Below are 26,387 nucleotides of genomic sequence, written 5' to 3'. Positions count from 1 at the left end.
TTTTCTTTATTGCTATTTATTTGTCCAGCGCCTTCAAAACCTTGTCGGTGATGTCGATGCGCGGGCTGGCCCACAGGGCTTCCTGCAGCACGATGTCATATCCTTCGATATGCGCCATCTGCTGGATGATGGTGTTGGCTTTTTCCGCGATGGCGCTGCGTTCTTCGTTCGTGCGCTGGCTCAGGTCTTCGCGGAACTCGCGCTGGCGGCGCTGCAATTCCTTGTCCAGCTCGAAAAACTCGCGCTGGCGCTTGGCGCGCTCCGCCTCGCTCAGGGTCGGCATGTCCTTTTCCAGGGCTTCATTGGCCACCTTGAAACGGGCCGCCAGTTCCTGCACGGCTTTTTCGCGCGAGCGGAACTCTTCGGCCAGCTTGGCGCTGGCCAGCTTGGCCAGCCTCGATTCGTTATAAATACGTTCGCTGCTGATCCAGGCGATCTTCGACTCCTGAGCCTGCGCCTGCACCGGCAACAGCGAACTCCAGCACAATGCGATCACGGCAAGGGTCTTGGGCAGGGTAGCGGATGCGGTGTTCATGATACTCCATGGTCAAAAAGTAAAAGCTGTCGCCCCGGTTCAGATGACCCGGTCAGAAACCGGTGCCCATCTGGAACTGGAAGCGCTCCAGGCGGTCCGTCGGCTTGGCGTTCAAAGGCTTGGCGTAGCTCAGCTTGAGCGGGCCCACCGGTGAAATCCAGCTGATGCCCAGGCCAGCAGAATAGCGCAATTGCGACAGGCGCATTTTTTCGCCTTCCTGGTAGACCTGGCCGCCGTCAAGGAAACCGAACCAGCGCAAGCTGCGGTCATTGCCCGAACCGGGGAATGGCATCTGCAGTTCCGCGTTAGCGATCAGGCGCGAAGCGCCGCCCAAGGCATCGTTGGTGCTCGGTTCGACCGCGCCCAGCGAAGAACTCAGGTAGCCGCGCACCGAACCGATGCCGCCGCCGTAGAAGTTCTTGAAGACCGGATATACGTGCTTGCCGATGCCGTGGCCGTAATCGAGCTCGCCCTTCAGCGCCAGGGTGACCTTGCTGAACAGCGGACGGAAATACTGGTGTTCATAAATGGCACGGAAGTATTTCTGGTCGCCGATCAGGTCAGCCTCGAGGTTGACGCGCTGGTAGCGGCCGATCGATGGCGTCAGGGCGCTGTCGCGGCTGTCGCGCTGCCATGCCGCCGTCAGCGGAATGGAATTCGTCGTGGCCGAACCGATACCGTCGGACGGGCCGCCATTGTCGACCACATACTGCTTGAAGCGGATCGGGCTGGTGACGTCGGTTTCGATGCGCGAACGCTCGGCGCCGATGCCGAAGAAGACGGTGTCGACTTCCGAGAACGGCACGCCGAAACTGACGCGGCCACCGGTCTGCTTGATCTTGTAGCTGCCGATGTTCAGCGCCGGCGGTTCCGTCGTACGCAGGTAGACTTCAAAGCTGCGCGAAATGCCATCGTCCGTGTAGTACGGATTGGTCTGCGAAAACGCGATCGTGCGGCTGTAATGGCTGGTATTGAGTTCGATGCCGACCGTGTTGCCGCTACCGGCGAAGTTGGCCTGCGAAATCGATGCCGACAGGGTGAACTTCTCCGATTGCGAGAAGGCGCCGCCGATCAGGAAGTTACCGGTTGGCTTTTCCACCACCGTCACGTTGACGTCGACCTGGTCGGTCGTGCCCTGCGCTTCCGGCGTGTCGATGGTCACGTCCTTGAAGTAGCCGAGGCGGTCGACACGGTCGCGCGACAGCTTGATCTTGTTGCTGTCGTACCAGGACGATTCGAACTGGCGGAATTCGCGGCGGATGACTTCATCGCGCGTGGTGGTGTTGCCGGCGATATTCATGTGGCGCACGTACACGCGCTTGCCCGGATCGATGAAGAAGGTGAAGCCGACTTCGTGTTTTTCGCGGTTGATTTCGGGATTGGCGTTGACGTTGGCAAACGCGTAGCCGAACGTGGCCAGGCGGTCCTGGATACGCTTGTTCGTGGCAGTCAGGCGGGCGCCCGAGTAAATTTCGCCTTCGCGCATCAGGTTCAGCGCTTTGAGCTCCTCTTCGCGGCCGAACATCTCGCCTTCGAACTTGGTGCCGGCGATCTTGTACTTTTCACCTTCGGTGATGTTGATCGTCAGGTAGATATCTTTTTTATCGGGCGTGATCGACACTTGCGTCGAGTCGACCTGCATCTCGATATAGCCGCGGTCCAAGTAGTAGGACTTGAGCGACTCGATGTCGCCCGTCAGCTTGGTCTTCGAATATTGATCGGCCTTGGTGTACCAGCTGAACCAGCCGCCCGTGTTCAGGGCCAGCTGCTCGCGCAGTTCCTTGTCCGTGAAGGCCTTGTTGCCGACGATGTTGATCTGCTTGATGCGGGCCACGTCGCCCTCGTCGACGGCGAACACCACGTTGACGCGGTTACGCTCAATCGGCGTGACGGTGGTGGTGATCTTCACGCCGTACAGGCCATGCGACAGGTACTGGCGCTTGAGTTCCTGTTCCGCGCGGTCGACGGACGCCTTGTCGAAAATCTTGGCTTCACCGACGCCGATTTCCTTCAGCGCCTTGACCAGCACGTCCTTTTCAAATTCCTTGGTCCCGGTAAATGCCACGGACGCGATGGCCGGGCGTTCCTCGACCAGCACCACCAGCACGTCGCCATCGGCTTCCAGGCGCACGTCCTTGAACATGCCCGTCGCATACAGGGCCTTGATGGCGGCAACGCTCTTCTCGTCGGAGAACGTTTCGCCGACCCGCACCGGCAGGTAGGCAAACACGGTGCCCGCTTCAGTACGCTGGATCCCTTCGACCCGGATGTCCTTGACAGTAAATGGCTGGACGGCCAGCGCGTGGCCGGAACAGAAGGCCATGACGGCGGCGCCGATCAGGCTGCGGCGAAAGGAAGGCAAGGCAAAACGAGCAGAATGTAATTTCATTGGGGTTATTCAATGGGTAAATCAATGGACAACATACACAAAAGATTGCTTGTGCGACTCACGCAATGGCATCAACCACCGCCCTAATTCAGCAATCGCAACACGTCATTAAAGACGGCAAGCACCATCAAGGTCAGCAACAAACCGATCCCCAGGCGCTGGGCAATCTCGCCTACGCGCTCCGGCAAGGGGCGTCCGGTCAAAACTTCCAGCGAATAATACAGCAAATGCCCGCCATCCAGAACAGGAATGGGTAGCAAATTCATCACGCCCAGACTGATACTGATGAAGGCGATGAAGCTCAGGTAGCTTACCAGGCCGATGCGCGCCGTCTGGCCCGCGTAATCGGCGATGGTAATGGGCCCCGTCACATTCTTCAGCGACACCTGGCCGGTGACCATTTTGCCCAGCATTTTCAGGCTCATGACACTGGTATCCCAGACCTTGGCGGACGCCTTGCCCACGGCAGAGAACGGTCCCGATGCCACGGTGATCATATCCGGCACCTGTCCCAGCTTTGCCTGTATCTTACCAACTGTTACAGCTCCCTCCGCCCCGGCGCCCGGCACGGCGTCCGGCGTAATGGACAGGGTCAGGTCCTGGCCCTGGCGCAAGAGTTGCAATTGCAAGGTCCGGCCCGGCGCCTGGCTCAGGGTGGCGATGACGGCAGCCACGTCGTGCACGGGCTGGTCGTCGATGGCGATAATCTGGTCGTTTTTCCGCAGGCCGGCGCGCGCGGCGGCGCCATCGGGCATGATTTCCATCAGCGTGGGCGCGGAACGGGCCAGGGTCAGGCCCAGTTTGCCCAGCACGTCGCCTTCCAGGTCCGCCTCCGTCAGGCTGGCCGTCGGCAACGTCGCTTCCTGCTGGCCACGGTCTGGACGGCGCACTTCGATGCGCGCCGGCTGTTTGTCGAGAGTGGCCTGAATCAGTTCCCAGCGCAGCTCGGACCAGCTGGCCACGGCCTTGCCGTTGACCGTTTCAACGGTATCGCCGCTGCGCAGGCCGGCCGCATAGGCGGCAGTCTGTTCGGCCACGGGGCCGAGCTTGCTCGACGGCTCTTCGATGCCATACATGAACAGGCCCGCGTACAGCACGATGGCGACGAGGAAATTGGCCAGCGGGCCGGCGGCCACGATGGCGATGCGGCGCCACACGCTCTGGCGCGTGAATTCGCGGCGCAATTCGCTTTCCGGCAAGTCGCTGAGGTCTTGCGCGCGGCTGTCGAGCATGCTGACATAACCGCCCAGCGGCAGCGCGGAAATCGCCCATTCCGTCTGGTCTTTGCCAAACTTGCGCGAATACACCACTTTTCCCATGCCGATCGAGAAACGCAGCACCTTCACGCCGCACCAGCGCGCCACCAGGTAGTGGCCCAGCTCGTGCAAGGTAATCAGCGAGCCCAGCGCAACAATGAACGCCAGCAATGTCGTAATCAAGGTCATGCGGCCAGCCTTTGCGCGATGTACGCTTGCGCGGCCGCTCTGGCCAGGCGGTCCTGCTCCATCACGGCTTCGATGCTGGAAGCGGCGCCGTGCGGCACCGTCTCGATCACGTGCGCGATGACCCGGTCGATCTGGCGGAAGCCGATCTGCTCGTCAAGAAACGCTTGCACGGCCACTTCATTGGCTGCATTCAGCAAAGCCGGCGCCGTGCCGCCCGCGCGCAAGGCGTCGAAGGCGAGCGCCAGGCAAGGGAAACGGCGGAAATCGGGACGTTCGAACTGCAGGGTGGCCACTTGGGCCAGGTCCAGCTGCGCCACGCCCGAAGCGATGCGCTGCGGATACGCCAGCGCATGGGCGATCGGCGTGCGCATGTCCGGATTGCCCAGCTGGGCCAACACGGAACCGTCGATGTAGGAGACCATCGAATGGATCACGCTTTGCGGGTGGATCAGCACTTCGATCTGCTCCGCTGGCGCGCCGAACAGCCAGTGCGCCTCGATCACTTCCAGGCCCTTGTTCATCATGGTGGCCGAATCGACGGAAATCTTGCGCCCCATGGCCCAGGTCGGATGCTTGCACGCCTGGTCCGGCGTGACCGTGTCGAGCGTCTCGACGTCGCGCGTGAGGAAAGGGCCGCCGGACGCCGTCAGCACGATTTTCGCCACGCCCGCGGCGCCTGGCGCGCGGCCATGGGCGTGCGGCATGCATTGGAAGATGGCGTTGTGTTCGCTGTCGATCGGCAGCAGCACGGCGCCGTTGTCATGCACGGCATCGATGAACAGCTGGCCGGACATGACCAGCGCCTCTTTATTGGCCAGCAATACTTTCTTGCCAGCACGCGCCGCCGCCAAGGTCGGCGCCAGGCCGGCCGCGCCGACGATGGCCGCCATCACGCCCGTCACTTGCGGCGCGCTGGCGATAGCGCACAGGGCTTCCACGCCATACTCGACCTCGGTAGACACGCCCTGCCCGCGCAGCAAGCGCGTCAATTCAAGGGCCGCGTCCGCCGTGCCGACGACGGCGCGCTGGGGACGAAATTGCAAACACTGGGCGGCCAGTTCGGCCACGCGGCTGTGCGCGCTCAGCGCATACACGCTGTATTGTTCGGGATGACGCGCGAGCACGTCCAGGGTGGACACGCCGATCGAGCCGGTCGCGCCAAGGATAGTGATGTATTGCATGTGTTTCCTTAAAGCCAGCTGGCCACGAGGGCGGCAAATGGCAGGACCGGGATCAACGCGTCGATACGGTCAAGTACGCCGCCATGGCCAGGCAGCAGATTGCTGCTGTCCTTGATGCCGGCGCGGCGCTTCAATTGGGATTCGAACAGGTCGCCGACGATGCTGGCGGCAACGACCAGCAGCAGCACCAGCAAGGCCACGAGCCAGCCGCGGCGCAATTGCAGCTGCACGGCGAAGGTGTCTTGCAGGACCGGCAGCGATGGCGCGGCGATAATCGTGATGGCGGCGATGAGCAGCACGGCGATGCCGCCGCCGATGGCGCCTTCCCAGGACTTACCTGGGGAAATACTTGGCGCCAGCTTGCGCTTGCCGAACGCCTTGCCCGAGAAATAGGCGCCGATATCGGCGATCCACACGAGGGCCATGACGGACAGCAGATACAAAGGGCTATGCAGGAACAAGGCGATGATGGCAACGAAGCAGCCGACGATGGTCACCGGGTACACGAGGCTGAGCAAGGTATTGCCCAGGCCTTCGGTCGGCGGCAAGCCCGTCGCCAGCGAAGGCACGAAGCGGATCAGCCAGATGGCCACGCACAGGGCGAACCAGAAATTGAGCTGCGCCATGCCGTTACCGACAAAAAACGTATACGCGAAGGCGGCAGTCCAGACGGCGGCAATCACGAGCGCATGGCGATTTTTAAAGATGCGGAAGCTTTCCCAGACGGCGGCGCCGAAGAACGCCGTGGCGATCACGGCTAAGGCGGGGAAATAATTCAGATACAGAACGGGCAGCAAGACCGCCAGGAGGACCAGGGCGGTGATTATCCGTGTTTTCAGCATCAGTTTGTCTTTTCAGTTAATTGCGCGCTGGTACGGCCAAAGCGCCGTTCGCGCTGCTGGTAAGACGCGATTGCCGCGTCGAGGCACTCGTCATTGAAGTCGGGCCAGAAAGTCTCGGTGAAAAACAACTCAGTGTACGCCAGTTGCCACAGGAGGAAATTGGAAATGCGCTGCTCGCCGCCCGTGCGGATGAACAGGTCGGGCTCGGGCGCGTACGCCATGGCCAGGTGCGGCGCCAGTTGCTCTTCCGTGTAAGCGTGCCCGGCAGACTGGCCATTGACTGCGGCCTCGGCCGTCATTTTATTGACTGCCTGCATGATGTCCCAACGGCCGCCGTAATTGGCGCAGATGGACACCGTCAGGCGCGTGTTGCGCGCCGTCTTGCGTTCGGCATCGGCAATCAGCGTTTGCAGTTGTTCATTAAAGCGCGACAAGTCGCCCACCACTTTCAGGCGGATATCGTTCGCATGCATCTTCACCACTTCGCGTTCCAGCATCGTGACGAACAGGCGCATCAGCATCGACACCTCTTCTTCCGGGCGGCGCCAGTTTTCCGAGCTGAAGGCAAACAGGGTCAGGTATTCGACGCCGCGCTCGAGGCAAGTCTCGACGATGCCGCGTACGGCGTCCGCGCCCTTGACGTGGCCAGCCACGCGCGGCAGGAAGCGCTTGGTTGCCCAGCGACCATTGCCATCCATAATGATTGCCACATGGCGCGGCACCGTACCCACTTCAGGCACTGCCGTTGTCGAACTCGAATAGATCATGAAAACACGAATACCAAAAATAAAAGATAACTATTATGCTCCAAATAGCACTGCCCGGAAAAGCCATGCTTTCCCGGGCAGCGTCAAAAGGACTGAAAACTAGACGGTCAGCACTTCTTTTTCTTTATCGACAACCATCTTGTCGATATCGGCAATAAACTTGTCCGTCAGCTTCTGCACTTCTTCCGACGAGCGGCGCTCATCGTCCTCGGAGCAGGCTTTTTCCTTGACCAGCTTCTTCAGCGACTCGTTCGCATCGCGGCGAATGTTACGCACGGCAATCTTCGCGTCTTCCGCTTCGCTCTTGACCAGCTTGACCATTTCCTTGCGGCGCTCTTCCGTCAGCGGCGGTGTCGGAACGCGGATCAGGTCGCCCTGTGCCGACGGGTTCAAGCCCAGGTCGGCGTCGCGGATGGCTTTCTCGATGGTCGAGGCCATTTTCTTTTCATACGGCTGCACACCGATGGTGCGCGCGTCGATCAAGGTCACGTTGGCGACCTGGGTCAGCGCCGTCGGCGAACCGTAGTAATCGACCATCACGTGGTCCAGGATGCCCGTATGGGCGCGGCCGGTACGCACTTTGGCCAGGTCGGCACGCAGTGTTTCCAGCGATTTCGTCATACGTTCCTGGGCGTTCTTTTTAACGTCAGCTAAGGACATTACTGTACTCCTGTAGTGACGCCTGTCAAAACCTGCTGCGCGTCGGTATTTGCGGCCTGCGATGCTCACCGTACCTTCGTACGGTTGCGCTTCTCAGCCACAACTCCCTTCCGCTCGCGACGGTTTTGTCAGGCGTTATTAATGATAACTACTATTAAAATTGCGTCTGTTACACGTGAACCAAGGTACCTTCGTCTTCACCGAGAATGACGCGCATCAGCGCGCCTGGCTTGGTGATCGAAAACACCTTGATTGGCAGTTTCTGGTCGCGGCACAGGGCGAATGCGGTGGCGTCCATCACTTGCAGGTGCTTGGCGATGGCGTCGTCGAACGTAATCGTGTGGAACAGGGTGGCGTTCGGATCCTTCTTCGGATCGGCCGTGTAGACGCCGTCGACCTTGGTGGCCTTCAGGACGATCTCGGCGCTGATCTCGGAACCGCGCAGGGCCGCTGCCGTGTCGGTGGTGAAGAACGGATTGCCGGTACCGGCGGCGAAGACGACCACTTTACCTTCTTCCAGGTATTGCAGGGCTTTCGGGCGGACATACGGCTCGACCACTTGTTCGATGCCGATGGCCGACATGACGCGCGCGGTAATGCCGACGTGGCGCATGGCATCGGCCAGGGCCAGTGCGTTCATCACGGTGGCGAGCATGCCCATGTAGTCGGCGGTGGCACGGTCCATGCCTTGCGCGCCAGGCGCGACGCCGCGGAAGATATTGCCGCCGCCAATCACGATTGCCAGTTCCACGCCCAACTTCGCCACCTCGGCCACATCGGCCACCATGCGCTCGATCGTGGCGCGGTTGATGCCGTAGGGATCATCGCCCATCAGGGCTTCGCCGGACAACTTGAGGAGGACGCGCTTGTAGGCTGGTTTTGACATGAGCTGGGGCTCCATAAATGAGGTTATTCGAGTATGACATGGCGCAGCGCCTTGCAGCGCCGGATAGGCGGGAGGAAGCTGCCCATGCCGCCGCCCGGCACGACAGGTGCGGGCGGGCCAAAAAAACGGGCCTCTCGGCCCGCTTTACTTACGCTCCCTGGGAGGCAGCCATCTGTGCTGCGACTTCTGCTGCGAAGTCGTCTTGCTTCTTCTCGATGCCCTCGCCCACTACGTACATGGCGAAACCTTTGACGCTGGTGTTAGCCGCCTTCAGCATTTGCTCAACCGACAGCTTGTCGTTTTTCACGAAAGCTTGGTTCAGCAGGGAAACTTCTTTCAGGAACTTCTGTACGGAACCTTCCAGGCGCTTGGCCAGGATTTCCGGCGATTGCGCTGGCTTGCCTTCGGCGGCCGCTTTGGCTGCGTCTTCTTCGGCTTTCAGTTGTGCAACCGAACGCTCTTTTTCGATCAGTTCCGCTGGCACTTCGTTCGACGACAGCGACACTGGCTTCATGGCAGCGATGTGCATGGCCACGTCTTTGCCCACTTGCTCATCGGCGCCGTCGAATTCGACGATCACGCCAATGCGCGAACCGTGCAGGTACGAAGCCAGCTTGGCGCTGGTTTCGAAACGCTGGAAGCGGCGGATGGTCATGTTTTCGCCGATTTTGCCGATCAGGGCAGCGCGCACGTCTTCCAGGGTCTTGCCGTCGAGTGGCAGGGCCAGCAGGGCAGCTACGTCAGCCGGGTTGTGTTCCGCTACCAGACGGGCAGCGTTGTTGGCCAGTGCCAGGAAATCGTCGTTTTTCGCAACGAAGTCGGTTTCCGAGTTCACTTCGACCAGGGCGCCTACGCCATTGGCGATGTAGGTTGCCACGACGCCTTCAGCGGTGATGCGTGCCGATGCTTTCGATGCCTTGCCGCCCAGTTTGACGCGCAGGATCTCTTCCGCACGCGCCATGTCGCCTTCGGCTTCGGTCAGTGCTTTTTTGCATTCCATCATTGGTGCGTCGGTTTTGCCGCGCAATTCGCCTACCATCGCTGCTGTAATCGCTGCCATGTGTTTCTCCTGATTCGGTGAGTCGATAGTCGCGGCCGGGCATGCATGCCTCGCCAGCGGTCACTATCGTTTTTTTGTTAAAAAAAAGGGGGAGCTGCTGCCACCCCTTTTCCCTTACTGCTGTGCTTACAAACGGCTATCCTGCGATAGCCTGGCCATTAAGCCTGTTCGTTAACTTCGACGAATTCGTCGCCAGCGGCTGCTTTAACCATTTCAACAACTTCGTTACCGGCAGCTGCACGGCCTTCGATGATTGCATCGGCAACACCGCGAGCGTACAACATGATGGCTTTCGAGGAGTCATCGTTACCTGGGATCACGAAGTTCACGCCTTCCGGGGAGTGGTTGGTATCGACAACGCCGATGACCGGGATACCCAGTTTAGCCGCTTCGGTGATCGCACCTTTGTGGTAGCCGACGTCGACGACGAAGATTGCGTCAGGAACGCCGCCCATGTCCTTGATGCCGCCGATCGATTTTTGCAGCTTGATCATTTCGCGGGAGAACATCAGCGCTTCTTTTTTCGACAGCTTCTCGATCGAACCGTCTTCGATCATCACTTCCATGTCTTTCAGACGCTTGATCGAGGTTTTGATCGTTTTGAAGTTGGTCAGCATGCCGCCCAACCAACGTTGATCAACGAAAGGCACGCCAGCGCGTTGTGCTTCAGCAGCGATGATTTCGCGCGCTTGACGCTTGGTGCCAACCATCAGGATGGTGCCACGGTTTGCAGCCAGTTGACGCACGTGCTTCATTGCGTCCTGGTACATCGCCATGGTTTTTTCCAAGTTGATGATGTGGATCTTGTTGCGATGGCCGAAGATGAACGGTGCCATTTTTGGATTCCAAAAACGGGTTTGGTGACCAAAGTGGACACCGGCTTCCAGCATTTCGCGCATTGTTACGGACATTATTAACTCCAGGGTTGGGTCTGGAATCCGATCAGTCACCATACAGGCACCCTTGTCGACCGGATTCGCGTGTTTATATAAATTAAAGACACTGTTTTACTGCATTGCTTAAAAGAGAATTCAAGCAACCCGGGATTCTACACTGAAATGCCTGCCGCATCAAGTCCGCGCCGCAAATCGCGCGCCCTGCGGAAACACCCGCCGCACCACAATGGTGCAAGGCGTGGCCGCACCGCCTTTTCATCCGCTTTCTCCCCACAAATCCCCTTCCGGCCATAGGAAGGAGGCGGCGGATTGAGGGCGCCTCGTTTATAATTTCGACATATTTGCAGACTTTTCCCATACAGCAGGAATCGTCTGTGCTTTTCACCTGAATTCTTGCAGATTGCGAATTACACCATGTCCACCATCCGTATCAATACCGCCGCCGACATCGAAGGCATGCGCGTTGCCGGCAAGCTCGGCGCCGAAGTACTCGACTACATCACCCCCTTCGTCAAGGTCGGCGTCACGACGGGCGAATTGGACCGCCTGTGCCATGAATACATGGTCAACGTGCAAGGCACCATCCCTGCCCCGCTGAACTATTGCCCCCCCGGCTATACGCCCTATCCGAAAGCCATCTGCACCTCCGTCAACGACGTCATCTGCCATGGCATTCCCGGCGACAAGGTCCTGAAAAGCGGCGACTCCGTCAACCTCGACATCACCGTCATCAAGGATGGCTACCATGGCGACAACAGCCGCATGTTCCTCGTCGGCACGCCGACCATCCTGGCCAAGCGCCTGTCGGAAATCACCTATGAGTGCATGTGGCTGGGGATCGACCAGATCAAGCCGGGCGCCCACCTCGGCGATATCGGCCACGCCATCCAGCAGCACGCCGAGAAAGCCGGCTACAGCGTGGTGCGCGAATTCTGCGGCCACGGCATCGGCAAGGTCTTCCATGAAGAACCGCAGGTCTTGCACTACGGCAAACCAGGCACCCTGGAGCGTCTGGAAGCGGGCATGATTTTCACCGTCGAACCGATGATCAACTCGGGCCGCCGCGAAATCCGCGAAATGAACGATGGCTGGACCATCAAAACCAAGGACCGCAGCCTGTCGGCGCAATGGGAACACACGGTGCTGGTAACGGAAACGGGCTATGAAGTGCTGACCATTTCGCCCGGCATGCCGCCACCGCCCGCCTTTATCCTGAACAAAGCTTGATCCTTCCATCCCACGCACCGCCACCCCAGGGCCCAGATGAAAAAGCAAGTTCGGGAACAGCTGAAACAGCAACTGAAAGCCGACCGCCAGGTCGTCATTGCGGCCTTCCAGGCCGACGGCAAGCCTGAAAAACTGCTGCGCAGCCTGCGCCACAGCGTCGATGGCGTGCTGGCGCGTGCCTGGCAGGAAGCGGGTTTGCCGCCCGGCACGGCCCTGGTGGGCGTGGGCGGCTATGGCCGGGGCGAACTGTTTCCGTATTCCGACGTCGACCTGCTGATCCTGCTGCAACAGACGCCCGATGCGGCCACGCAGGAAAAGCTCGAGGAACTGGTGCAACTGCTGTGGGACCTGGGCCTGGAAATCGGCCACAGCATCCGAACGGTCGATGAATGCCTGGTCGAATCGAAGGCCGACATCACCGTGCAAACGAGCTTGCTCGAAGCGCGCCTCGTGTGCGGCAACGCGGACCTGTTCGCGCAATTGCAGCAACGCTATGACGCGGCCATGGACCCGCAAGCCTTCTTCCAGGCAAAAACGGCGGAGATGCGCCAGCGCCATGCCAAGTACGAAGACACGGCCTTCAGCCTGGAACCGAATTGCAAGGAAAGCCCGGGCGGCTTGCGCGACTTGCAGGTCATCCTGTGGGTGGCCAAGGCGGCCGGCCTGGCGAACTCGTGGCGCACCCTGGCCACGAGCGGCCTGATCACCCTGACGGAAGCGCGCCAGCTGATGGAAAAGGAGCGCGCCTTCAAGGATATCCGCGTGCGCCTGCACCTGCACGCGGGACGGCGCGAAGACCGCCTCGTGTTCGACGTGCAGACGGCGATCGCCGAATCGCTGGGCCTGCAAGCGACGGGCAGCGGGCCGCACATGCGCCGCGCCAGCGAATTCCTCATGCAGCGCTACTACTGGGCCGCCAAGACGGTGACCCAGCTCAACACGATTTTGCTGCAAAACATCGAGGCACGGCTGTTTCCGCAAGACGACGTGGCCGTGCCCATCAACGAGCGCTTCAATGAAGTCAACAGCCTGATCGACATCAGCGCCGACGACACGTTCGAACAATATCCGTCGGCCATGCTGGAAATTTTTGTCCTGATGACGGAGCGCCCGGCCCTGAAGGGCATGACGTCGCGCGCCACGCGGGCCCTGTGGCATGCGCGCTTCAAGATCGATGCCGCCTTCCGCCAGGACCCCGTCAACCGCGCCCTCTTCCTGCGCATCATGCAGGCGCCTGTCGGCATCATCCACGCGCTGCGGCGCATGAACGAGATGAGCATCCTGGGGCGCTACCTGCCGAATTTCCGCCGCATCGTGGGCCAGATGCAGCACGACCTGTTCCACGTGTACACGGTCGACCAGCACATTCTGATGGTGGTGCGCAATATGCGCCGCTTCACCATGAGCGAACACGCACACGAATATCCGTTCTGCAGCCAGCTGATGGCCGACTTCTCGCAGTCGTGGCTGCTGTACGTGGCGGCCCTGTTCCACGACATCGCCAAGGGCCGCGGCGGCGACCACTCGAAGCTGGGCGTGGCCGACGCCACCCAGTTCTGCCAGGACCATGGCCTGTCGCAAGAAGACACGGAACTCGTGGCATTCCTTGTGGAAAATCACCTGACCATGTCGCAAGTGGCGCAAAAGCAGGACTTGTCCGATCCCGACGTCATTGCCGCCTTTGCGAAAGTGGTCAAGGACGAGCGCCACCTGACGGGTTTGTATCTGCTGACGGTGGCCGACATCCGCGGCACCAGCCCGAAAGTGTGGAATGCCTGGAAGGGCAAGTTGCTGGAAGACCTGTACAAGATCACCCTGCGCGTGCTCGGTGGCGAGCCGCACACGGCCGACCGCGAGCTGAAAAATCGCCAGCAGGAAGCGCTGGCCACCCTGCGCCTGTACGGCTTGCCGCCGGATGCCCACCTGAAACTGTGGCAGCAGCTGGACGTGGCATATTTCCTGCGCCACGACGCGTCCGACATCGCCTGGCAGACGCGCTCGCTGTATGACAAGCTCGACAGCAAGTTGCCGGTGGTAAAATGCCGGCTGGCGCCCATCGGCGAAGGCTTGCAGGTGGCCGTGTACATTCCCGACCAGCCCGACCTGTTCGCGCGCATCTGCAGCTATTTCGACCGCAAGAATTTCAGCATCCTCGACGCGAAAATCCACACGACGAAAAACGGCTATGCGCTCGACACCTTCCTTGTCACCGAGCAGAATTTTGCCAAGAGCTACCGCGACATCATCAGCCTGATCGAGCATGAGCTGGGCGAGCTGCTGCAGTCGCAAACGCCGCTGCCACCGCCAGGCAAGGGACGGCTGTCGCGCCTGTCGCGCACCTTCCCCTTCCAGCCGACCGTGGATTTGCGTCCCGATGAAAAGGGCCAATACTATTTGCTGTCGGTGGCGGCCAACGACCGCACGGGCCTGCTGTATGCGATCGCCAACGTGCTGACCAAGTACCGCATCAACCTGCACACGGCCAAAATCATGACCCTGGGCGAGCGGGTCGAAGACGTCTTCCTCGTCGACGGCCCCGCGCTCAACAATGCCCGCAACCAGATATTGCTGGAAACCGACTTACTCGATGCGCTGAAGGTGTAATGCCTTCCGCGCAGCGCCTACCCTTACTGAAACTGAAACAACATGACCGAAGAATTATTACGCTTGTCCAAACGCATGTCGGAACTGGGCCTGTGCTCGCGCCGCGAAGCCGATGAATGGATCGCCCGCGGCTGGGTCCGCGTGGATGGCAAGGTGGTGTCCGAGCTGGGCAGCAAGGTCTACCCAAGCCAGAGAGTCACCGTGGAACGCCAGGCGGCGGCCGAGCAATCGAAGCGGGTCACCGTGCTGATCAACAAACCGGTCGGCTACGTCAGCGGCCAGGCCGAAGACGGCTACACGCCCGCCGTGGCCCTGATCAAGGCGGAAAACCGCTGGGCCGAAGACCGCAGTCCGGAACAGTTCCATCCGACCCAGCTGCGCAGCCTGGTGGCCGCCGGCCGCCTGGACATCGATTCCGTCGGCTTGCTGGTCTTGACGCAGGATGGCCGCGTGGCCAAGCAGTTGATCGGCCACGATACCGATATCGACAAGGAATACCTGGTGCGCGTGAGCTACACCAAGGGCGGCACCCTGCCCGACAGCGAGCTGAAAAAGCTCAACCACGGCCTGTGGCTCGATGGCAAACCGCTGCTGCCGGCCAAAGTGCGCTGGCAAAACGAGGACCAGCTGAGCTTTACCCTGCGTGAAGGCAAGAAACGCCAGATCCGCCGCATGTGCGAAGCCGTGGGGCTGAAAGTGCTGGGATTGAAACGCGTACGCATAGGCAAGGTCAAACTCGGTGACTTGCCGACGGGCCAATGGCGTTACTTGAGTGCGGACGAACAATTTTAAGCGGCGGCGTCCAGGTGGCATGCCACGCCAGGACACATAAGCAACAGGAATATAGTGATATAAAATCAATTATTGTGATTTACTTAGTAAATATTGCCTTAAACCTATACACTATTCCCCATCAGAACAAAAGAGATACGCTGTCGTGAACGATCCCATCCCCAATCCCCTGCGCAAGGGCGCGCCCAGTCTGGCTGACGTGGCCGAACCGATGGCCCCCGGCACCAAGCCGCACCATATGAGCGATCCGTGGGATATCGGCGAAACCCTGTGCAGCCTGGCTGACAACGGCGACGCCATTTCCATCTACCCGACGGGCGGCGAAGACGTCATCCTGGGGCGCATCCTGTCCGTCGACGATGACCTGCCGCAGTTCGTGCTGGAACTCAATGAAGGCGCGACCCTGCCGCCTGGTGGCGCCACGTTCGTGTCGTGGGTGCAAAGCGCCAAGCTGCAATTTACCATCAATGGCGAATGGCAAGCGTATCCCGACCGCCCCAACATCTACCTGACGAACTTCCCCAGCCATTGCCTGGTACTGGAACGGCGTGAATCGACACGCCTGGAAACACCGCTGGGCGTGTACTATCTGGCCGCCTTCGTGCTTGAGGGGCGGCCATATGAATTGCAGCTGTATGATTTCTCGGCCGGCGGCATCGGCATGCGCGCCCACCCGCGCGACACGGTCGGGCTATACGTGGGCCGCAAGCTGTCGCGCGTGCGCCTGGAACTGGGGCCAAACAAGGTCATGATCGCCGACCTGGAAATCCGCCTGTCGCGCACCTTCCGCTCCTTCCTGCTGGGCGAGCAGGTGCAGATCGGCTGCCGCTTCCTGAACCTGACGGATGCCATGCAGGATGAGTTGAAGAACTTGCTCGATAACCTGGGCAGCAACCGCAAGGTGCGCTAGTTTAGTACTGGGGTCAGACCCTCAACACCGCCAACACATAGCTTTGCGCTAACGCATCCGGGGGTCTGACCCCGGACGTCCAGGTTAAGCGGCAATTAATCGTCGTCGTTCGGATCCAGGTCGGGGAACATGACCTCGGTATAGCCGAACTGCGTGAAGTCGACGATGCGCATCGGATACAGAATGCCGTGCAGGTGGTCCACTTCATGCTGCACCACGCGCGCATGGAAACCGTCGCAGTCGCGGCTGATGGGCTGGCCGAACTGGTCGACGCCTTCATAGTGCAGCTCGCTCCAGCGCGGCACGCTGCCGCGCAGGCCCGGCACCGACAGGCAGCCTTCAACCCCCTCTTCCTTGCGTTCCGACAAAGGCGTCAGCACCGGGTTGATCAGCACGGTTTCCGGCACTTGCGGCGCGTCCGGATAGCGCAGATTCTGCTTGAAGCCGTAGATCACCAGCTGCAGGTTGACGCCGATCTGCGGCGCCGCCAGACCCGCGCCATTGGCCGCATGCATGGTGTCGAACATGTCGGCGATCAGGGCATGCAATTCGGGCGTATCGAATTCGCGCACGGGTTCGGCCATCCGCAACAAACGCGGATCGCCCATCTTGAGGATTTCACGTACGGTCATTTTGCTTCCAGTGCCGATTGCAGTTCTTGCAGGTAAGCGCGGAAGGCCGCGCCCGTTTCCGGATGTTTCATGCCCATCGCCGTCGTTGCCTTCAGATAGCCAAGCTTGGAGCCGCAATCATAACGCTGCCCCTTGTAACGGTAAGCCAGCACGCGCTCTTCGCGCATCAGGGCGGCGATACCGTCCGTCAGCTGGATTTCGCCGCCGGCGCCCGTACCGATGTTTTCCAGGTGCTCGAAAATGCGGCTGGTCAGCACATAGCGGCCCACCACGGCCAAGGTCGACGGCGCCTCTTCCGGCACGGGCTTTTCCACGATACCCGAAACCAGCTCCAGGTCCGGCTGATAATGTTGCGCGCTGACAATACCGTATTGCCTGGTTTCCGCGCGCGGCACATCCTGCACCGCCAGCAGCGAGCAATTTTCGTACTGGAAGACATCGGCCATCTGCGCCAGCACGGGGCGCACACCCTCTTCCACATCCATGAAATCGTCGGCCAGCAAGACGGCAAACGGCTCGTCGCCAATCACGGGACGGGCGCACAGCACGGCATGCCCCAGGCCCAGCGGTGCCGACTGGCGAATGTAAATGCAATTGATGTGCTTGGGAATGACGTTTTGCACCATCTCGAGCAACTGGCGCTTGCCGGCCGCTTCGAGTTCCGACTCGAGCTCATAGGCCGTATCGAAATGGTCTTCGATGGCGCGCTTGTTGCGGCCCGTGATAAAGATCATTTCCGTGACGCCCGCCGCCACGGCTTCTTCCACCGCGTACTGGATCAACGGCTTGTCAACGATGGGTAACATTTCCTTCGGTTGCGCCTTGGTCGCGGGCAAGAAACGGCTGCCCAGGCCGGCGACGGGAAAGACTGCTTTTCTGATTTTTTTCATGGGCCTCTGCAATATTTTGAATGATTAGTCTTGCGCCAGCAGGGCCAGCAAACCCGCTTCGTCGAGTATGGCCACGCCCAGTTCCTGGGCCTTGACCAGCTTGCTGCCAGCGTCCGAACCAGCCACGACGCAAGCGGTTTTCTTCGACACGGAACCGCTGACCTTGCCACCGGCCGCCTCGATCAACTCCGCAGCCTCGTCGCGGCTCATGTTGGGCAAAGTGCCCGTCAAAACAAAGGTCTTGCCGTCCAGTTTGCCGCCAGCGGCTGGCATTTCAGGCAATTGTGACAGTAATTCATTTCGTAGCGCGTCCAGTTGACCAAGCAGCTTGACATTGCTCTCATCGGCCAGCCATTGCGCCAGCGCTTCGGCCACGGCGGCGGGCAAGCCCGCGTGGAAGCTGGCGCCCTGCGCGGCCAGGCTGGCCAGGGTCACGCCCCGCTCCACCAATTGCTTGCTGCGCGGCTCAGTCAGTTTCGGGATGCCGATGGCCGCCAGCAATTTGGTTTCCTCAAGCTGCGTGCGCAGCTTGGCGCTGGGCGCGTGTTCGCCCTGCGGCGTGACGCCAGCGTCCAGCAATGCCTGCAACGCCTGCTGGTTTTTTTCTTCGGCAAAGAAATCGGCAATCGATTCCGCCACCGTGCCGCCGATATCGGGCAGCACGCGCAGCAAGGCCGCCGGCGCCTTCCGCACATAGGCCAGGCTGCCCAACCACTCGGCCAGGGTCTTCGCCGTCGATTCGCCCACGTGACGGATGCCCAGCGCGAACAGGAAACGTTCGAGCGGCGGGCGCTTGCTCGCCTCGATGCCGGCCAGCAGGTTTTCCGCCCATTTCGTGGGAATCTTGCCTTGTTGCACAGTCTCTGGCGTCGAACCGTCGCGCTCGTCCGCACGCAGCTTCATTTCCAGCAATTTGTCGAGCGTCAGGCTGTACAGGTCAGCCAAGCCATGCACGTATTCGAGTTCGACCAGGGTATCGATATAACGTTCCCCCAGGCCTTCGATATCCATCATGCGGCGGCCCGCGAAATGACGGAACGCTTCCTTGCGCTGCGCCGAGCAGAACAGGCCGCCCGAGCAGCGGGCGATCGCCTCGCCCTCTTCGCGCACCACGTGCGAGCCGCAGACGGGGCACGCTTCGAGCATCTTGAACGGCAGCGGCGCAGGTTCCGGGCGTTTTTCCAGCACCACGCTCAGCACTTCGGGAATCACGTCGCCGGCGCGGCGCACGACGACGGTATCGCCCACGCGCACATCCTTGCGCAGCACTTCGTCTTCATTGTGCAAGGTGGCGTTGGTCACCGTCACGCCGCCCACGGAGACGGGCGCCAGGCGCGCCACGGGCGTCATGGCGCCCGTGCGGCCCACCTGGATATCGATGCCCAGCACTTGCGTCAGCGCCTCTTCGGCGGGAAACTTGTGCGCCAGCGCAAAACGGGGCGCACGCGAGACAAAGCCCAGCTCCAGCTGGTCTTCCGTCGCATTCACCTTGTAGACGACGCCGTCGATTTCGTAGGGCAAGGCGGGACGGCGCGCGCCGATATCGGCGTAGTAGGCAAGCAAGCCCTGCGCGCCCTGCACCACCTTGCGCTCTTTTGACACGGGGACGCCCAGGGTCTCGTACCAGTCCAGCAAGGCCGAATGCGAGGCCGGCATGGGGGCGCCATCGAGGGCGCCGATGCCATACGCATAGAAACGCAGCTTGCGCTGCGCCGTGATGCGCGAATCGAGCTGGCGCAGGCTGCCGGCCGCCGCATTGCGCGGGTTGGCGAATTCCTTCTGCCCCGCTTCGCGCTGGCGTTCATTCAGGCGGGCAAAATCGCCCTTGAACATCATCACTTCGCCGCGCACGTCGAGCACGGCCGGAATCTTGTCTCCGTGCAGGCGCAAAGGGATGCCGGAAATGGTGCGGATATTCGCCGTCACGTCTTCGCCCGTGGCGCCGTCGCCGCGCGTGGCCGCCTGCACGAACAGGCCATGTTCATAGCGCAAGTTAATGGCCAGGCCATCGAATTTCACTTCGGCCGCATACGCGACGTCCTGTCCATCGAGGCCCAGGCCTTCGCGCACGCGGCGGTCGAAATTGACGATATCGTCATCGGAGAAACCATTATTCAACGACAACATCGGCACCGTGTGCGTGACTTGCTCGAATTGCGGCAACGGTGCCGCGCCCACGCGCAAGGTAGGCGAGTCGGGCGTGCGCAAGTCGGGATGGGTCGCTTCCAGCACCTGCAGTTCGACAAACAGCTTGTCATACTCGGCGTCGGGGATGGTGGGATTGTCGAGCACGTGGTAGGCGTGCAGATGCCGATTGAGTTCGGCCGTGAGTGCCAGGACGCGTTGGGCGGCACTCCGTGCGGCGGCGTCCTGGTTGATCGGATCAGTCATTGTTGCGGGATTCTTCAGCTAAATAAACGCAGGGCGCGGGTGGAACCGGCCGGAATGTCGGCCGCGTCCATTTCCTGGTAAAACTCTTGCACCTGGCCGGCGATCTCGGCCAGCGCCGCATCGGACAGGGCCTGGTTGTAATCGTCGACGATGGTGGCGTCCAGGCGGCCCACCAATGCCTTGGCGCAAGCGACCATGGCGCCGAAGCCGTCGCGCGCGGGCGCCACGCAGGGCACGTCCAGCAGCAGGGTCAGGCGCGGCGTCGTTTCCTCGGCCAGGGTGACATTCGTCGACAGCGAGAACAGATAACCGCCTTCGCCGTCCGGCATGACGAAGCGGCCGTCCGGACGCACGTCAAAGCCCTGTTTTTCCAGCGCGAACAGCAAGGTGGAAATGGCCCATGGCGCGCCATTCGTGTGCAGGTTCACGCCCAGCTGGGCGTCGTGGCCGGCAACGAAACGGTGCAGATTGCGCGCTTCGGCCATCACTTCCATCATGTCGGGCACTTCCGGCTCGGCGCCGATTTCGTCCGCCACACCGCGCAGGCGCGTGACCAGTTCCGAGTATTCGAGTTCATTCAAGGCCGTGCTGCGGCTGGCCAGCTGCACGCCGCCCTGCATCTTGGTATAGACACCGCCATGCGTGATCGGTTCCCAGTCGCCATTCACGTGCAAACCAATGAAGTGCACGGGCTTGTTGCCCACCAGGCGCAGGGTTTGCAGCACGGGCAGGATCTTGTCGCCGCGCACGGGCGCTTCCAAAGACAAAGGCAGCAGGCAATCGATGAGCGGATCGACCAGGCTGGTCGCCTGTTCGCTGGCGGCGCTGACTTCCTGCCGCGCCGGCGCGGCAGGGGCGGCGGGAGGCGCTTCCATGCCGGCACCACCCAATGACGGTTCCGCATGCACGGGGGCGTCGGGCACGGCGCTAGCCGGCGGCGCGCCGAACGACGGTTCGGCCTTGGCGACGGGCGCGGCGTCAAAGCGCGGTTCCTGGCGCAGCACGGGCTCCTGGGCTTCCACTGCGGGCGCATCGCCTTCGCGCATCAGCACGTCGTCGTGATCGGTGGAAAAGGCCCGTTCCACGCTTTTCTTGGCCTTGTATTCCTGCCATTTGTTGTACGAGAAAACGCCGACGATAAAGACGCCGCCGGCGCCGAACAAGGTAATTTGAAGGTCTGTCATGCTGCTTGTGCCTCGGTTGCAAAATTTGCGGCGGACTCCATGTCCACCGCCACGATGCGCGATACGCCCTGCTCCTGCATCGTCACACCGATCAATTGATGGGCCATTTCCATCGCAATCTTGTTATGCGAAATGAAAAGGAATTGGGTCTGGTCGGACATGCGCTTGACCATGCGGCAGAAGCGTTCCGTGTTCGAATCGTCCAGCGGTGCATCGACTTCGTCGAGCAGGCAGAACGGCGCCGGATTCAGGCGGAACATGGAGAACACCAATGCGGTCGCGGTCAGCGCCTTCTCTCCACCTGACAACAGGTGGATGGTGGCATTTTTCTTGCCGGGAGGCTGCGCCATGACTTGTACACCGGAATCGAGAATCTCGTCGCCCGTCATGGTCAGCCTGGCCTGGCCGCCACCGAACAGAATCGGGAACAGCTCTGAAAAGTGATGGTTGACCTTGTCGAACGTGTCTTGCAGCAAGTCGCGCGTTTCCTTGTCGATCTTGTGGATCGCGTCTTCCAGGGTGTTGATCGCTTCCGTCAGGTCGGCATTCTGGGCGTCGAGGAAATTCTTGCGCTCGGATGCCTGCGCCAGTTCGTCCAGCGCGGCCAGGTTGACGGCGCCCAGGGCCGTGATGGCGTTGGTCAAGCGCGTGACTTCGCCCTGCAGATACGACGGGCGCATGTCCGGATGCAGCTTTTCCGTCAGGGCCGCTTCATCGGCGCCCGATTCCAGCAGTTGCTGGGCGAATTGTTCCTGGTTCAGGCGCGCGGCCTGTTCCTTGAGCTGCATTTCCATGATCTTGTCGCGCTGCGGCTGCAAGCTGCGTTCCGATTGCGTGCGCGCATCTTCGGACAGGCGCAGCTGCTGCGTAATCTGATCGAGTTCGTGGCGCGCATCGGCCAGCGCCCGCTCCTGCGTGGTGCGGCGCTCGAGCAGATCCTGCAAGCCGTCGGCGGCCGCGCCGCTTTCCAGGTTGGCCAGCTCCAGTTCGCCCGCCTGCAGGCTGGCCGTCACTTGCTGGGCCTGCGTACTGGCCGTGGCGATATTGCGGCGCAACTCCTCGATCTTCGCGCGGTGGGCTTTTTCCGCGTATTCCGTATCCTTGGCGGCCCGCTCCAGGTCGCGCAAGGCTTCGCGCGCCTCGGCCAGGCGCTGTTCCTTTTGCAGGAAGTCCGTGTGGCCGTCTTCGTGCGCTTCCTGCAAGTTGCCCAGTTCCATGTCCAGCTGTTCGAATTTCTCTTCCGACTCGGCCTTGATCTGCTGCTGCTCCGCTTCCTGTGCGGCGATTTCGGCCAGATCCGCGCCGATCTGCGTGCTGCGCTGATTGAAGCGCGCTTCCACTTCCGACAATTTGACCACGTCGAGCTGCAAAGTGTGCACGGAGGAAGTGAGCTGCTGTATGCGCAGGCGCAAGTCGGACAGGTTGCGCGTCAAGGTGGCGACGGCCGCGTCGGCCCGCACGGAACGGGCGCGCGCCTCTTCGGCCAGCAATTGCTGCGCGCGCAACTGTTTGCCGATATTCTCGATTTCCTGCTGGCGGCCCAGCATGCCTTCCTGCTCCGAATCGGCCGCATAGAAGCGTACGCTGGTGGCCGTGACGACGTGACCGGCGCGCGTGACGAAATAGCCGCCCGGCGGCAACTTGCTCCGTTCGGCCAGCGCTTCAGCCGCGTCTTCCACGGCGTAGGCGTTGTACAGCCAATCCTGCAGCAAGCCGCGCAAGCCCGGATCGTTCAGTTTGAGCAAGTTCAGGAAAGGCTTCAGGCCCGGCACTTCCGGCAAGGGCAGCGGCGCCACGGTCGATGGCGCGTACAGGGCCAGCTTGGCCGGTGGCGCATCGGCAAAGAAAGCCTTGGCCCAGTCGATGTTCGACAGTTGCAGAGCCGACGTGCGCTCGCGCAAGATCGATTCCATGGCCGCTTCCCAGCCCGCTTCGATCTGCAGCTTTTGCCACAGGCGCGGCAAGGTGTCGAGCTCGTGCTTTTTCAGCCATGGCTGGACCTTGCCCTGGGTTTGCACCCGTTCCTGCAATTGTTTCAAGGCGGAAAGACGCGCTTCCAGCTGGGCGTTGGCAGCCGTTTCGGCATTCACCTGCGCCTGGGCTTCGGCCCGTTCCTGCTCCAGCTTCGGCTGCTGCTCCAGCGCTTCTTCCAGGTAGAAACCCTGCTCTTCCAGGGTTTGCTGCTTTTCTTCCAGCTGCAGTTTCAGGTTTTCCAGATGGCTGCTGTCGGGCAAACTCAGGCTGTTCTTTTCCTGCTGCAGGCGCTCGCGGCGCGTCAACAGGCTGGCCAGGATGTTCGAGGCGTTGCGCTGATGCGCCGATTCCAGTTCCAGCTGCTGCTGGGCCTGCATGATCCGCGCGCGCGATTCCGTGCTCTTGTTTTGCGCGGCGCGCCAGGCGGCGTCCAGTTCGGGCAATTGCTCGCCCTTCTGCTCTGCCATCATTTGCGATTGCTCGACCTTCGCGGCCAGCTCTTCGAGGTGGAATTCCGCCTCTTCGATCTGTTCCTGGTATTCGCCGCCTTGGCTGTTCCACTGGTCGCGCTGGGCCGTCAGGGTCGCCAGCTGCGCCTGCAGGCGCGCGCGCGATTCGATGACGAACTTGATCTGCGCTTCCAGGCTGCCGATTTCCGCATTCGTCTGGTACAGATGGCCTTGCGCCGTATGCAGGCGGTCGCCCACGGCAAAGTGCGCCTGGCGCATCTGCTCGAGGGTCAGCTCCACGTTGCGCAGCTTGGCCGTCTGCTCTTCCAGGTCCGTCTGCGCCTGTTCCACTTCGCGGAAATAGCGCGTCTGCTCGTTTTGCGCCTCGTTCTTGCGCAGCAGCCACAACAGTTTCTGCTTTTCTTCCTGGTCCGCCTGCAAGGCGTGGAAACGCGTGGCCACGGCCGCCTGCGCTTCCAGCTTTTCCAGGTTGGCGTTGAGTTCGCGCAAGATGTCTTCCACGCGCAGCAAATTCTCGCGCGTGTCCTGCAGACGGTTTTCCGTCTCGCGGCGGCGTTCCTTGTATTTCGACACACCGGCCGCTTCTTCGAGGAAAACGCGCAATTCTTCGGGGCGCGATTCGATGATGCGCGAAATCATGCCCTGGCCGATGATGGCGTAGGCGCGCGGACCGAGGCCCGTGCCGAGGAAGATATCCTGGATGTCGCGCCGGCGCACGGGCTGGCCATTGATGTAATAGGTGGAGGTGCCGTCGCGCGTCAGGGTGCGCTTGACGGCGATCTCGGCGTACTGGCCCCACTGGCCGGACGCCTTGCCATCGTTATTGTCGAACACCAGTTCCACGGAAGCGCGCCCGGCTGGTTTACGGTGGGTGGAGCCATTGAAAATGACGTCCTGCATCGATTCGCCGCGCAATTCCGACGCTTTCGATTCGCCCAGTACCCAGCGCACGGCGTCGATGATGTTCGACTTGCCGCAGCCGTTCGGCCCGACCACGCCCACGAGCTGGCCTGGCACCTGGAAATTGGTGGGATCGACGAAAGACTTAAATCCCGACAACTTGATGGAAGAGAGACGCACGTGTTTTAGAGTTCCTGCCCTATGCTGGCGGTTATATTATGGGTGAACCCGGTTCATATTCAGTTCGGATGCAGCATCGCGACGGCTGTCTGGCCATGCACCGCAAAAAAAGTGGTTCATCATACCATTTCCTGATGCTTTTCTGGCCAAAAAACAGCAGCGTCAAGCACCAGCGGACGCCATCTTAACGGGCCGGACGGCCATCCTGCGCCAGTTTCCAGTCCGCGCGGGAAAAAACGCGCTCATGGCCGGACAGCACTATGGCCAGTTTTTGCAGCCATTGCTCGGTCGGCATGGGTTCGGCCTTGAAGCTCAGCACCACCATCAGCGCCAGGCTAACCAGTGCCAGCGCATGGCTGACGGCGAAATTGACGGCGCTGCGGGCATTCCACAGGAAGCCCAGCGCCACCGCCAGGCCCAGCACGCAACCGCTGACGGCTTCCGACACGCTGTGCGCATGCACGACCACGCGGGAAATGGCCACCAGCACGGCAAAGGCCACGCCGACGAGCACGCCGGCATGGCGCCAGCGCGGCGCGGCCCGCTGCAACAGCACATACATCAGCACGGGAAACACGGCGCCGGCGCGCATGGCGTGGCCGCTGAAACCCGTAAAATCGAGCGCGCTGCTGCCCACGCCCCAACTCATGAACGCCAGCTTCGACAACACCACGAGGGCCAGGCCGCCGCCGTACCACAAGCTCCAGCTGAGCACCAAACGCCACTGGCGTGACACCAGCAGCCACAAGGCAATCGCCACGCCAGCCGGCCCCATCACGGACATGTCGGCCGCAAAAGAAATCCCGTTCCACCAAGTCATCGTGCATGCGCTTATTTCATGATCAGCTTGCACTATGCCACGACTCTGCCCTGTTCCGCGCGGCTTTTGCTGTGCTGCAGCGAAGAATTACATTCCATTACAAATTTCCGCGCAAAACCATCGGGCTGGCCAGCTCCCAGGGCGTCAGATATTCGTCAGGCGCTTGCCCTTGGGCGGCGCAAAGTCGCGTATCGATTCGATCAGGCCCACTTCCAGTGCCTGGTCGGCCGTCAGGTGCAGGTCGGAATACGCATGCACCTGCCACTGCTCTTCCGTCAGGTTGACGTGGCCGCGCAGGATACGCTCGGTACGCATGTCGTCGGCGCGCAAGCCCTCGACGATGATGCTGAGCGCATCGGGACGCGAACCGGGCGAGGCCGTCGCATGCGATTTGTGCACCATGAAGCGGGCCGTGTCGCTGGCGTGGCGCTGCCGCCCCGCCAGGAACAGGGTGACGGCGATGGATGCCACGGCGCCCGCGTTATAGGTAATGATGTCGAGCGGCAACTTGCTGAGAAAGTTGTACAGGCAGATGCCGTCGCTGACATAGCCGCCGTTGGACTGGATCAAAATGTGCGCAGTGGTGAGCTTGTCTTCCGTGATGTCTGCCACGGCGTTGAAGACGCGCCGCACCATGTCACTGTTGACATCGCCCGAGAGGGTAAAGTAACCGTGCTGCTCGGTGTTGTTTTGTGTCTCGCTTTGTGTCGTGTTCATGGCAGGCACCCGCAAGAAAGCCAGGATTTCATCAT

Annotated in this window: 21 protein-coding genes; 4 read left to right on the top strand and 17 right to left on the bottom strand. The window is 61.1% G+C overall.

Features of this window, described 5'->3' with window-relative positions; translation table 11 throughout:
* Positions 1-16: 16 nt before the first annotated feature.
* The 10 genes from IGS55_RS00840 to rpsB all read right to left on the bottom strand — a co-directional run bounded on the left by IGS55_RS00840 (position 17) and on the right by rpsB (position 10,676).
* Entirely contained in the window at positions 17-535 is a 519-nt protein-coding gene (locus IGS55_RS00840; RefSeq protein ID WP_046684967.1) for an OmpH family outer membrane protein, read from the bottom strand.
* Positions 536-587: 52 nt separating this feature from the next.
* A complete protein-coding gene (gene bamA / locus IGS55_RS00835) occupies positions 588-2,924 on the bottom strand; it encodes an outer membrane protein assembly factor BamA (protein ID WP_230516593.1) in 2,337 nt (778 codons plus the stop codon).
* An 83-nt stretch (positions 2,925-3,007) separates the two neighbouring features.
* Positions 3,008-4,369: an RIP metalloprotease RseP gene (gene rseP / locus IGS55_RS00830; protein WP_230516594.1), complete on the bottom strand. Its 1,362-nt coding sequence runs from the start codon at positions 4,367-4,369 to the stop codon at positions 3,008-3,010.
* Positions 4,366-5,550: a 1-deoxy-D-xylulose-5-phosphate reductoisomerase gene (gene ispC, locus IGS55_RS00825; protein WP_230516595.1), complete on the bottom strand. Its 1,185-nt coding sequence runs from the start codon at positions 5,548-5,550 to the stop codon at positions 4,366-4,368. The genes rseP and ispC overlap by 4 nt, the downstream gene beginning before the upstream one ends.
* An 8-nt stretch (positions 5,551-5,558) precedes the next feature.
* Positions 5,559-6,392 carry a phosphatidate cytidylyltransferase gene (locus tag IGS55_RS00820; RefSeq protein ID WP_230516596.1) on the bottom strand — a complete coding sequence of 278 codons (834 nt, stop codon included), beginning with the start codon at positions 6,390-6,392 and terminating at the stop codon, positions 5,559-5,561.
* Positions 6,392-7,159, bottom strand: a complete 768-nt coding sequence (uppS, locus tag IGS55_RS00815) for a polyprenyl diphosphate synthase (RefSeq protein ID WP_230516597.1) — start codon at positions 7,157-7,159, stop codon at positions 6,392-6,394. The genes IGS55_RS00820 and uppS overlap by 1 nt, the downstream gene beginning before the upstream one ends.
* A gap of 99 nt (positions 7,160-7,258) precedes the next feature.
* Entirely contained in the window at positions 7,259-7,819 is a 561-nt protein-coding gene (gene frr, locus IGS55_RS00810) for a ribosome recycling factor (protein ID WP_034752256.1), read from the bottom strand.
* A 169-nt stretch (positions 7,820-7,988) separates the two neighbouring features.
* Positions 7,989-8,705: a UMP kinase gene (gene pyrH, locus IGS55_RS00805; RefSeq protein WP_076569768.1), complete on the bottom strand. Its 717-nt coding sequence runs from the start codon at positions 8,703-8,705 to the stop codon at positions 7,989-7,991.
* A 148-nt stretch (positions 8,706-8,853) separates the two neighbouring features.
* Positions 8,854-9,765: a translation elongation factor Ts gene (tsf, locus tag IGS55_RS00800; RefSeq protein ID WP_034752260.1), complete on the bottom strand. Its 912-nt coding sequence runs from the start codon at positions 9,763-9,765 to the stop codon at positions 8,854-8,856.
* Between the two features lie 158 nt (positions 9,766-9,923).
* Positions 9,924-10,676, bottom strand: coding sequence for a 30S ribosomal protein S2 (gene rpsB / locus IGS55_RS00795; protein WP_086137733.1), 753 nt, complete (start codon positions 10,674-10,676; stop codon positions 9,924-9,926).
* Between the two features lie 399 nt (positions 10,677-11,075).
* Here rpsB and map point away from each other — a divergent pair, with 399 nt between their 5' ends.
* The 4 genes from map to IGS55_RS00775 all read left to right on the top strand — a co-directional run bounded on the left by map (position 11,076) and on the right by IGS55_RS00775 (position 16,194).
* Positions 11,076-11,888: a type I methionyl aminopeptidase gene (gene map, locus IGS55_RS00790; protein WP_230516598.1), complete on the top strand. Its 813-nt coding sequence runs from the start codon at positions 11,076-11,078 to the stop codon at positions 11,886-11,888.
* Between the two features lie 36 nt (positions 11,889-11,924).
* Positions 11,925-14,492: a [protein-PII] uridylyltransferase gene (locus IGS55_RS00785; RefSeq protein ID WP_230516599.1), complete on the top strand. Its 2,568-nt coding sequence runs from the start codon at positions 11,925-11,927 to the stop codon at positions 14,490-14,492.
* Positions 14,493-14,534: 42 nt separating this feature from the next.
* Complete coding sequence (locus IGS55_RS00780) at positions 14,535-15,284, top strand: pseudouridine synthase (RefSeq protein WP_034752263.1); 750 nt, start codon at positions 14,535-14,537, stop codon at positions 15,282-15,284.
* Positions 15,285-15,429: 145 nt separating this feature from the next.
* The gene (locus IGS55_RS00775; protein WP_230516600.1) at positions 15,430-16,194 is read left to right on the top strand and encodes a flagellar brake protein; all 765 of its coding nucleotides are present in this window, start codon (positions 15,430-15,432) and stop codon (positions 16,192-16,194) included.
* Between the two features lie 95 nt (positions 16,195-16,289).
* Here the strand turns inward: IGS55_RS00775 and def are convergent, their stop codons facing one another.
* From def to IGS55_RS00740, 7 genes are all read right to left on the bottom strand, one after another.
* Positions 16,290-16,826, bottom strand: a complete 537-nt coding sequence (gene def / locus IGS55_RS00770; protein WP_230516601.1) for a peptide deformylase — start codon at positions 16,824-16,826, stop codon at positions 16,290-16,292.
* Complete coding sequence (gene galU / locus IGS55_RS00765) at positions 16,823-17,716, bottom strand: UTP--glucose-1-phosphate uridylyltransferase GalU (RefSeq protein ID WP_139092743.1); 894 nt, start codon at positions 17,714-17,716, stop codon at positions 16,823-16,825. Before galU ends, def begins: the two co-directional genes overlap by 4 nt.
* Before the next feature lie 24 nt (positions 17,717-17,740).
* Positions 17,741-20,107, bottom strand: a complete 2,367-nt coding sequence (ligA, locus tag IGS55_RS00760; protein WP_230516602.1) for an NAD-dependent DNA ligase LigA — start codon at positions 20,105-20,107, stop codon at positions 17,741-17,743.
* 14 nt (positions 20,108-20,121) lie between these two features.
* Positions 20,122-21,291, bottom strand: a complete 1,170-nt coding sequence (locus IGS55_RS00755; protein WP_230516603.1) for a cell division protein ZipA C-terminal FtsZ-binding domain-containing protein — start codon at positions 21,289-21,291, stop codon at positions 20,122-20,124.
* The gene (smc, locus tag IGS55_RS00750; protein ID WP_230516604.1) at positions 21,288-24,815 is read right to left on the bottom strand and encodes a chromosome segregation protein SMC; all 3,528 of its coding nucleotides are present in this window, start codon (positions 24,813-24,815) and stop codon (positions 21,288-21,290) included. The genes IGS55_RS00755 and smc overlap by 4 nt, the downstream gene beginning before the upstream one ends.
* Positions 24,816-24,999: 184 nt before the next feature.
* Positions 25,000-25,635: a phosphatase PAP2 family protein gene (locus tag IGS55_RS00745; RefSeq protein ID WP_230516605.1), complete on the bottom strand. Its 636-nt coding sequence runs from the start codon at positions 25,633-25,635 to the stop codon at positions 25,000-25,002.
* A 144-nt stretch (positions 25,636-25,779) separates the two neighbouring features.
* Positions 25,780-26,352, bottom strand: a complete 573-nt coding sequence (locus IGS55_RS00740; RefSeq protein WP_230516606.1) for an ATP-dependent Clp protease proteolytic subunit — start codon at positions 26,350-26,352, stop codon at positions 25,780-25,782.
* Positions 26,353-26,387 lie beyond the last annotated feature (35 nt).

It is taken from the genome of Janthinobacterium sp. EB271-G4-3-2 (genome assembly GCF_020858035.1).
GTDB classification, from domain to species: domain Bacteria; phylum Pseudomonadota; class Gammaproteobacteria; order Burkholderiales; family Burkholderiaceae_D; genus Janthinobacterium; species Janthinobacterium aestuarii.
This window is presented reverse-complemented; position numbering and strand designations above follow the sequence as displayed.

What these genes read in the sequence shown, in the direction of transcription:
- IGS55_RS00840 (WP_046684967.1), bottom strand. Translation starts at nt 535, where the DNA reads ATGAACACCGCATCCGCTACCCTGCCCAAGACCCTTGCCGTGATCGCA.
- IGS55_RS00820 (WP_230516596.1), bottom strand. Translation starts at nt 6,392, where the DNA reads ATGCTGAAAACACGGATAATCACCGCCCTGGTCCTCCTGGCGGTCTTG.
- def (WP_230516601.1), bottom strand. Translation starts at nt 16,826, where the DNA reads ATGACCGTACGTGAAATCCTCAAGATGGGCGATCCGCGTTTGTTGCGG.
- IGS55_RS00755 (WP_230516603.1), bottom strand. Translation starts at nt 21,291, where the DNA reads ATGACAGACCTTCAAATTACCTTGTTCGGCGCCGGCGGCGTCTTTATC.
- IGS55_RS00785 (WP_230516599.1), top strand. Translation starts at nt 11,925, where the DNA reads ATGAAAAAGCAAGTTCGGGAACAGCTGAAACAGCAACTGAAAGCCGAC.
- tsf (WP_034752260.1), bottom strand. Translation starts at nt 9,765, where the DNA reads ATGGCAGCGATTACAGCAGCGATGGTAGGCGAATTGCGCGGCAAAACC.
- IGS55_RS00740 (WP_230516606.1), bottom strand. Translation starts at nt 26,352, where the DNA reads ATGAACACGACACAAAGCGAGACACAAAACAACACCGAGCAGCACGGT.
- ligA (WP_230516602.1), bottom strand. Translation starts at nt 20,107, where the DNA reads ATGACTGATCCGATCAACCAGGACGCCGCCGCACGGAGTGCCGCCCAA.
- IGS55_RS00780 (WP_034752263.1), top strand. Translation starts at nt 14,535, where the DNA reads ATGACCGAAGAATTATTACGCTTGTCCAAACGCATGTCGGAACTGGGC.
- rpsB (WP_086137733.1), bottom strand. Translation starts at nt 10,676, where the DNA reads ATGTCCGTAACAATGCGCGAAATGCTGGAAGCCGGTGTCCACTTTGGT.
- uppS (WP_230516597.1), bottom strand. Translation starts at nt 7,159, where the DNA reads ATGATCTATTCGAGTTCGACAACGGCAGTGCCTGAAGTGGGTACGGTG.
- rseP (WP_230516594.1), bottom strand. Translation starts at nt 4,369, where the DNA reads ATGACCTTGATTACGACATTGCTGGCGTTCATTGTTGCGCTGGGCTCG.
- IGS55_RS00745 (WP_230516605.1), bottom strand. Translation starts at nt 25,635, where the DNA reads ATGACTTGGTGGAACGGGATTTCTTTTGCGGCCGACATGTCCGTGATG.
- galU (WP_139092743.1), bottom strand. Translation starts at nt 17,716, where the DNA reads ATGAAAAAAATCAGAAAAGCAGTCTTTCCCGTCGCCGGCCTGGGCAGC.
- ispC (WP_230516595.1), bottom strand. Translation starts at nt 5,550, where the DNA reads ATGCAATACATCACTATCCTTGGCGCGACCGGCTCGATCGGCGTGTCC.
- pyrH (WP_076569768.1), bottom strand. Translation starts at nt 8,705, where the DNA reads ATGTCAAAACCAGCCTACAAGCGCGTCCTCCTCAAGTTGTCCGGCGAA.
- map (WP_230516598.1), top strand. Translation starts at nt 11,076, where the DNA reads ATGTCCACCATCCGTATCAATACCGCCGCCGACATCGAAGGCATGCGC.
- bamA (WP_230516593.1), bottom strand. Translation starts at nt 2,924, where the DNA reads ATGAAATTACATTCTGCTCGTTTTGCCTTGCCTTCCTTTCGCCGCAGC.
- frr (WP_034752256.1), bottom strand. Translation starts at nt 7,819, where the DNA reads ATGTCCTTAGCTGACGTTAAAAAGAACGCCCAGGAACGTATGACGAAA.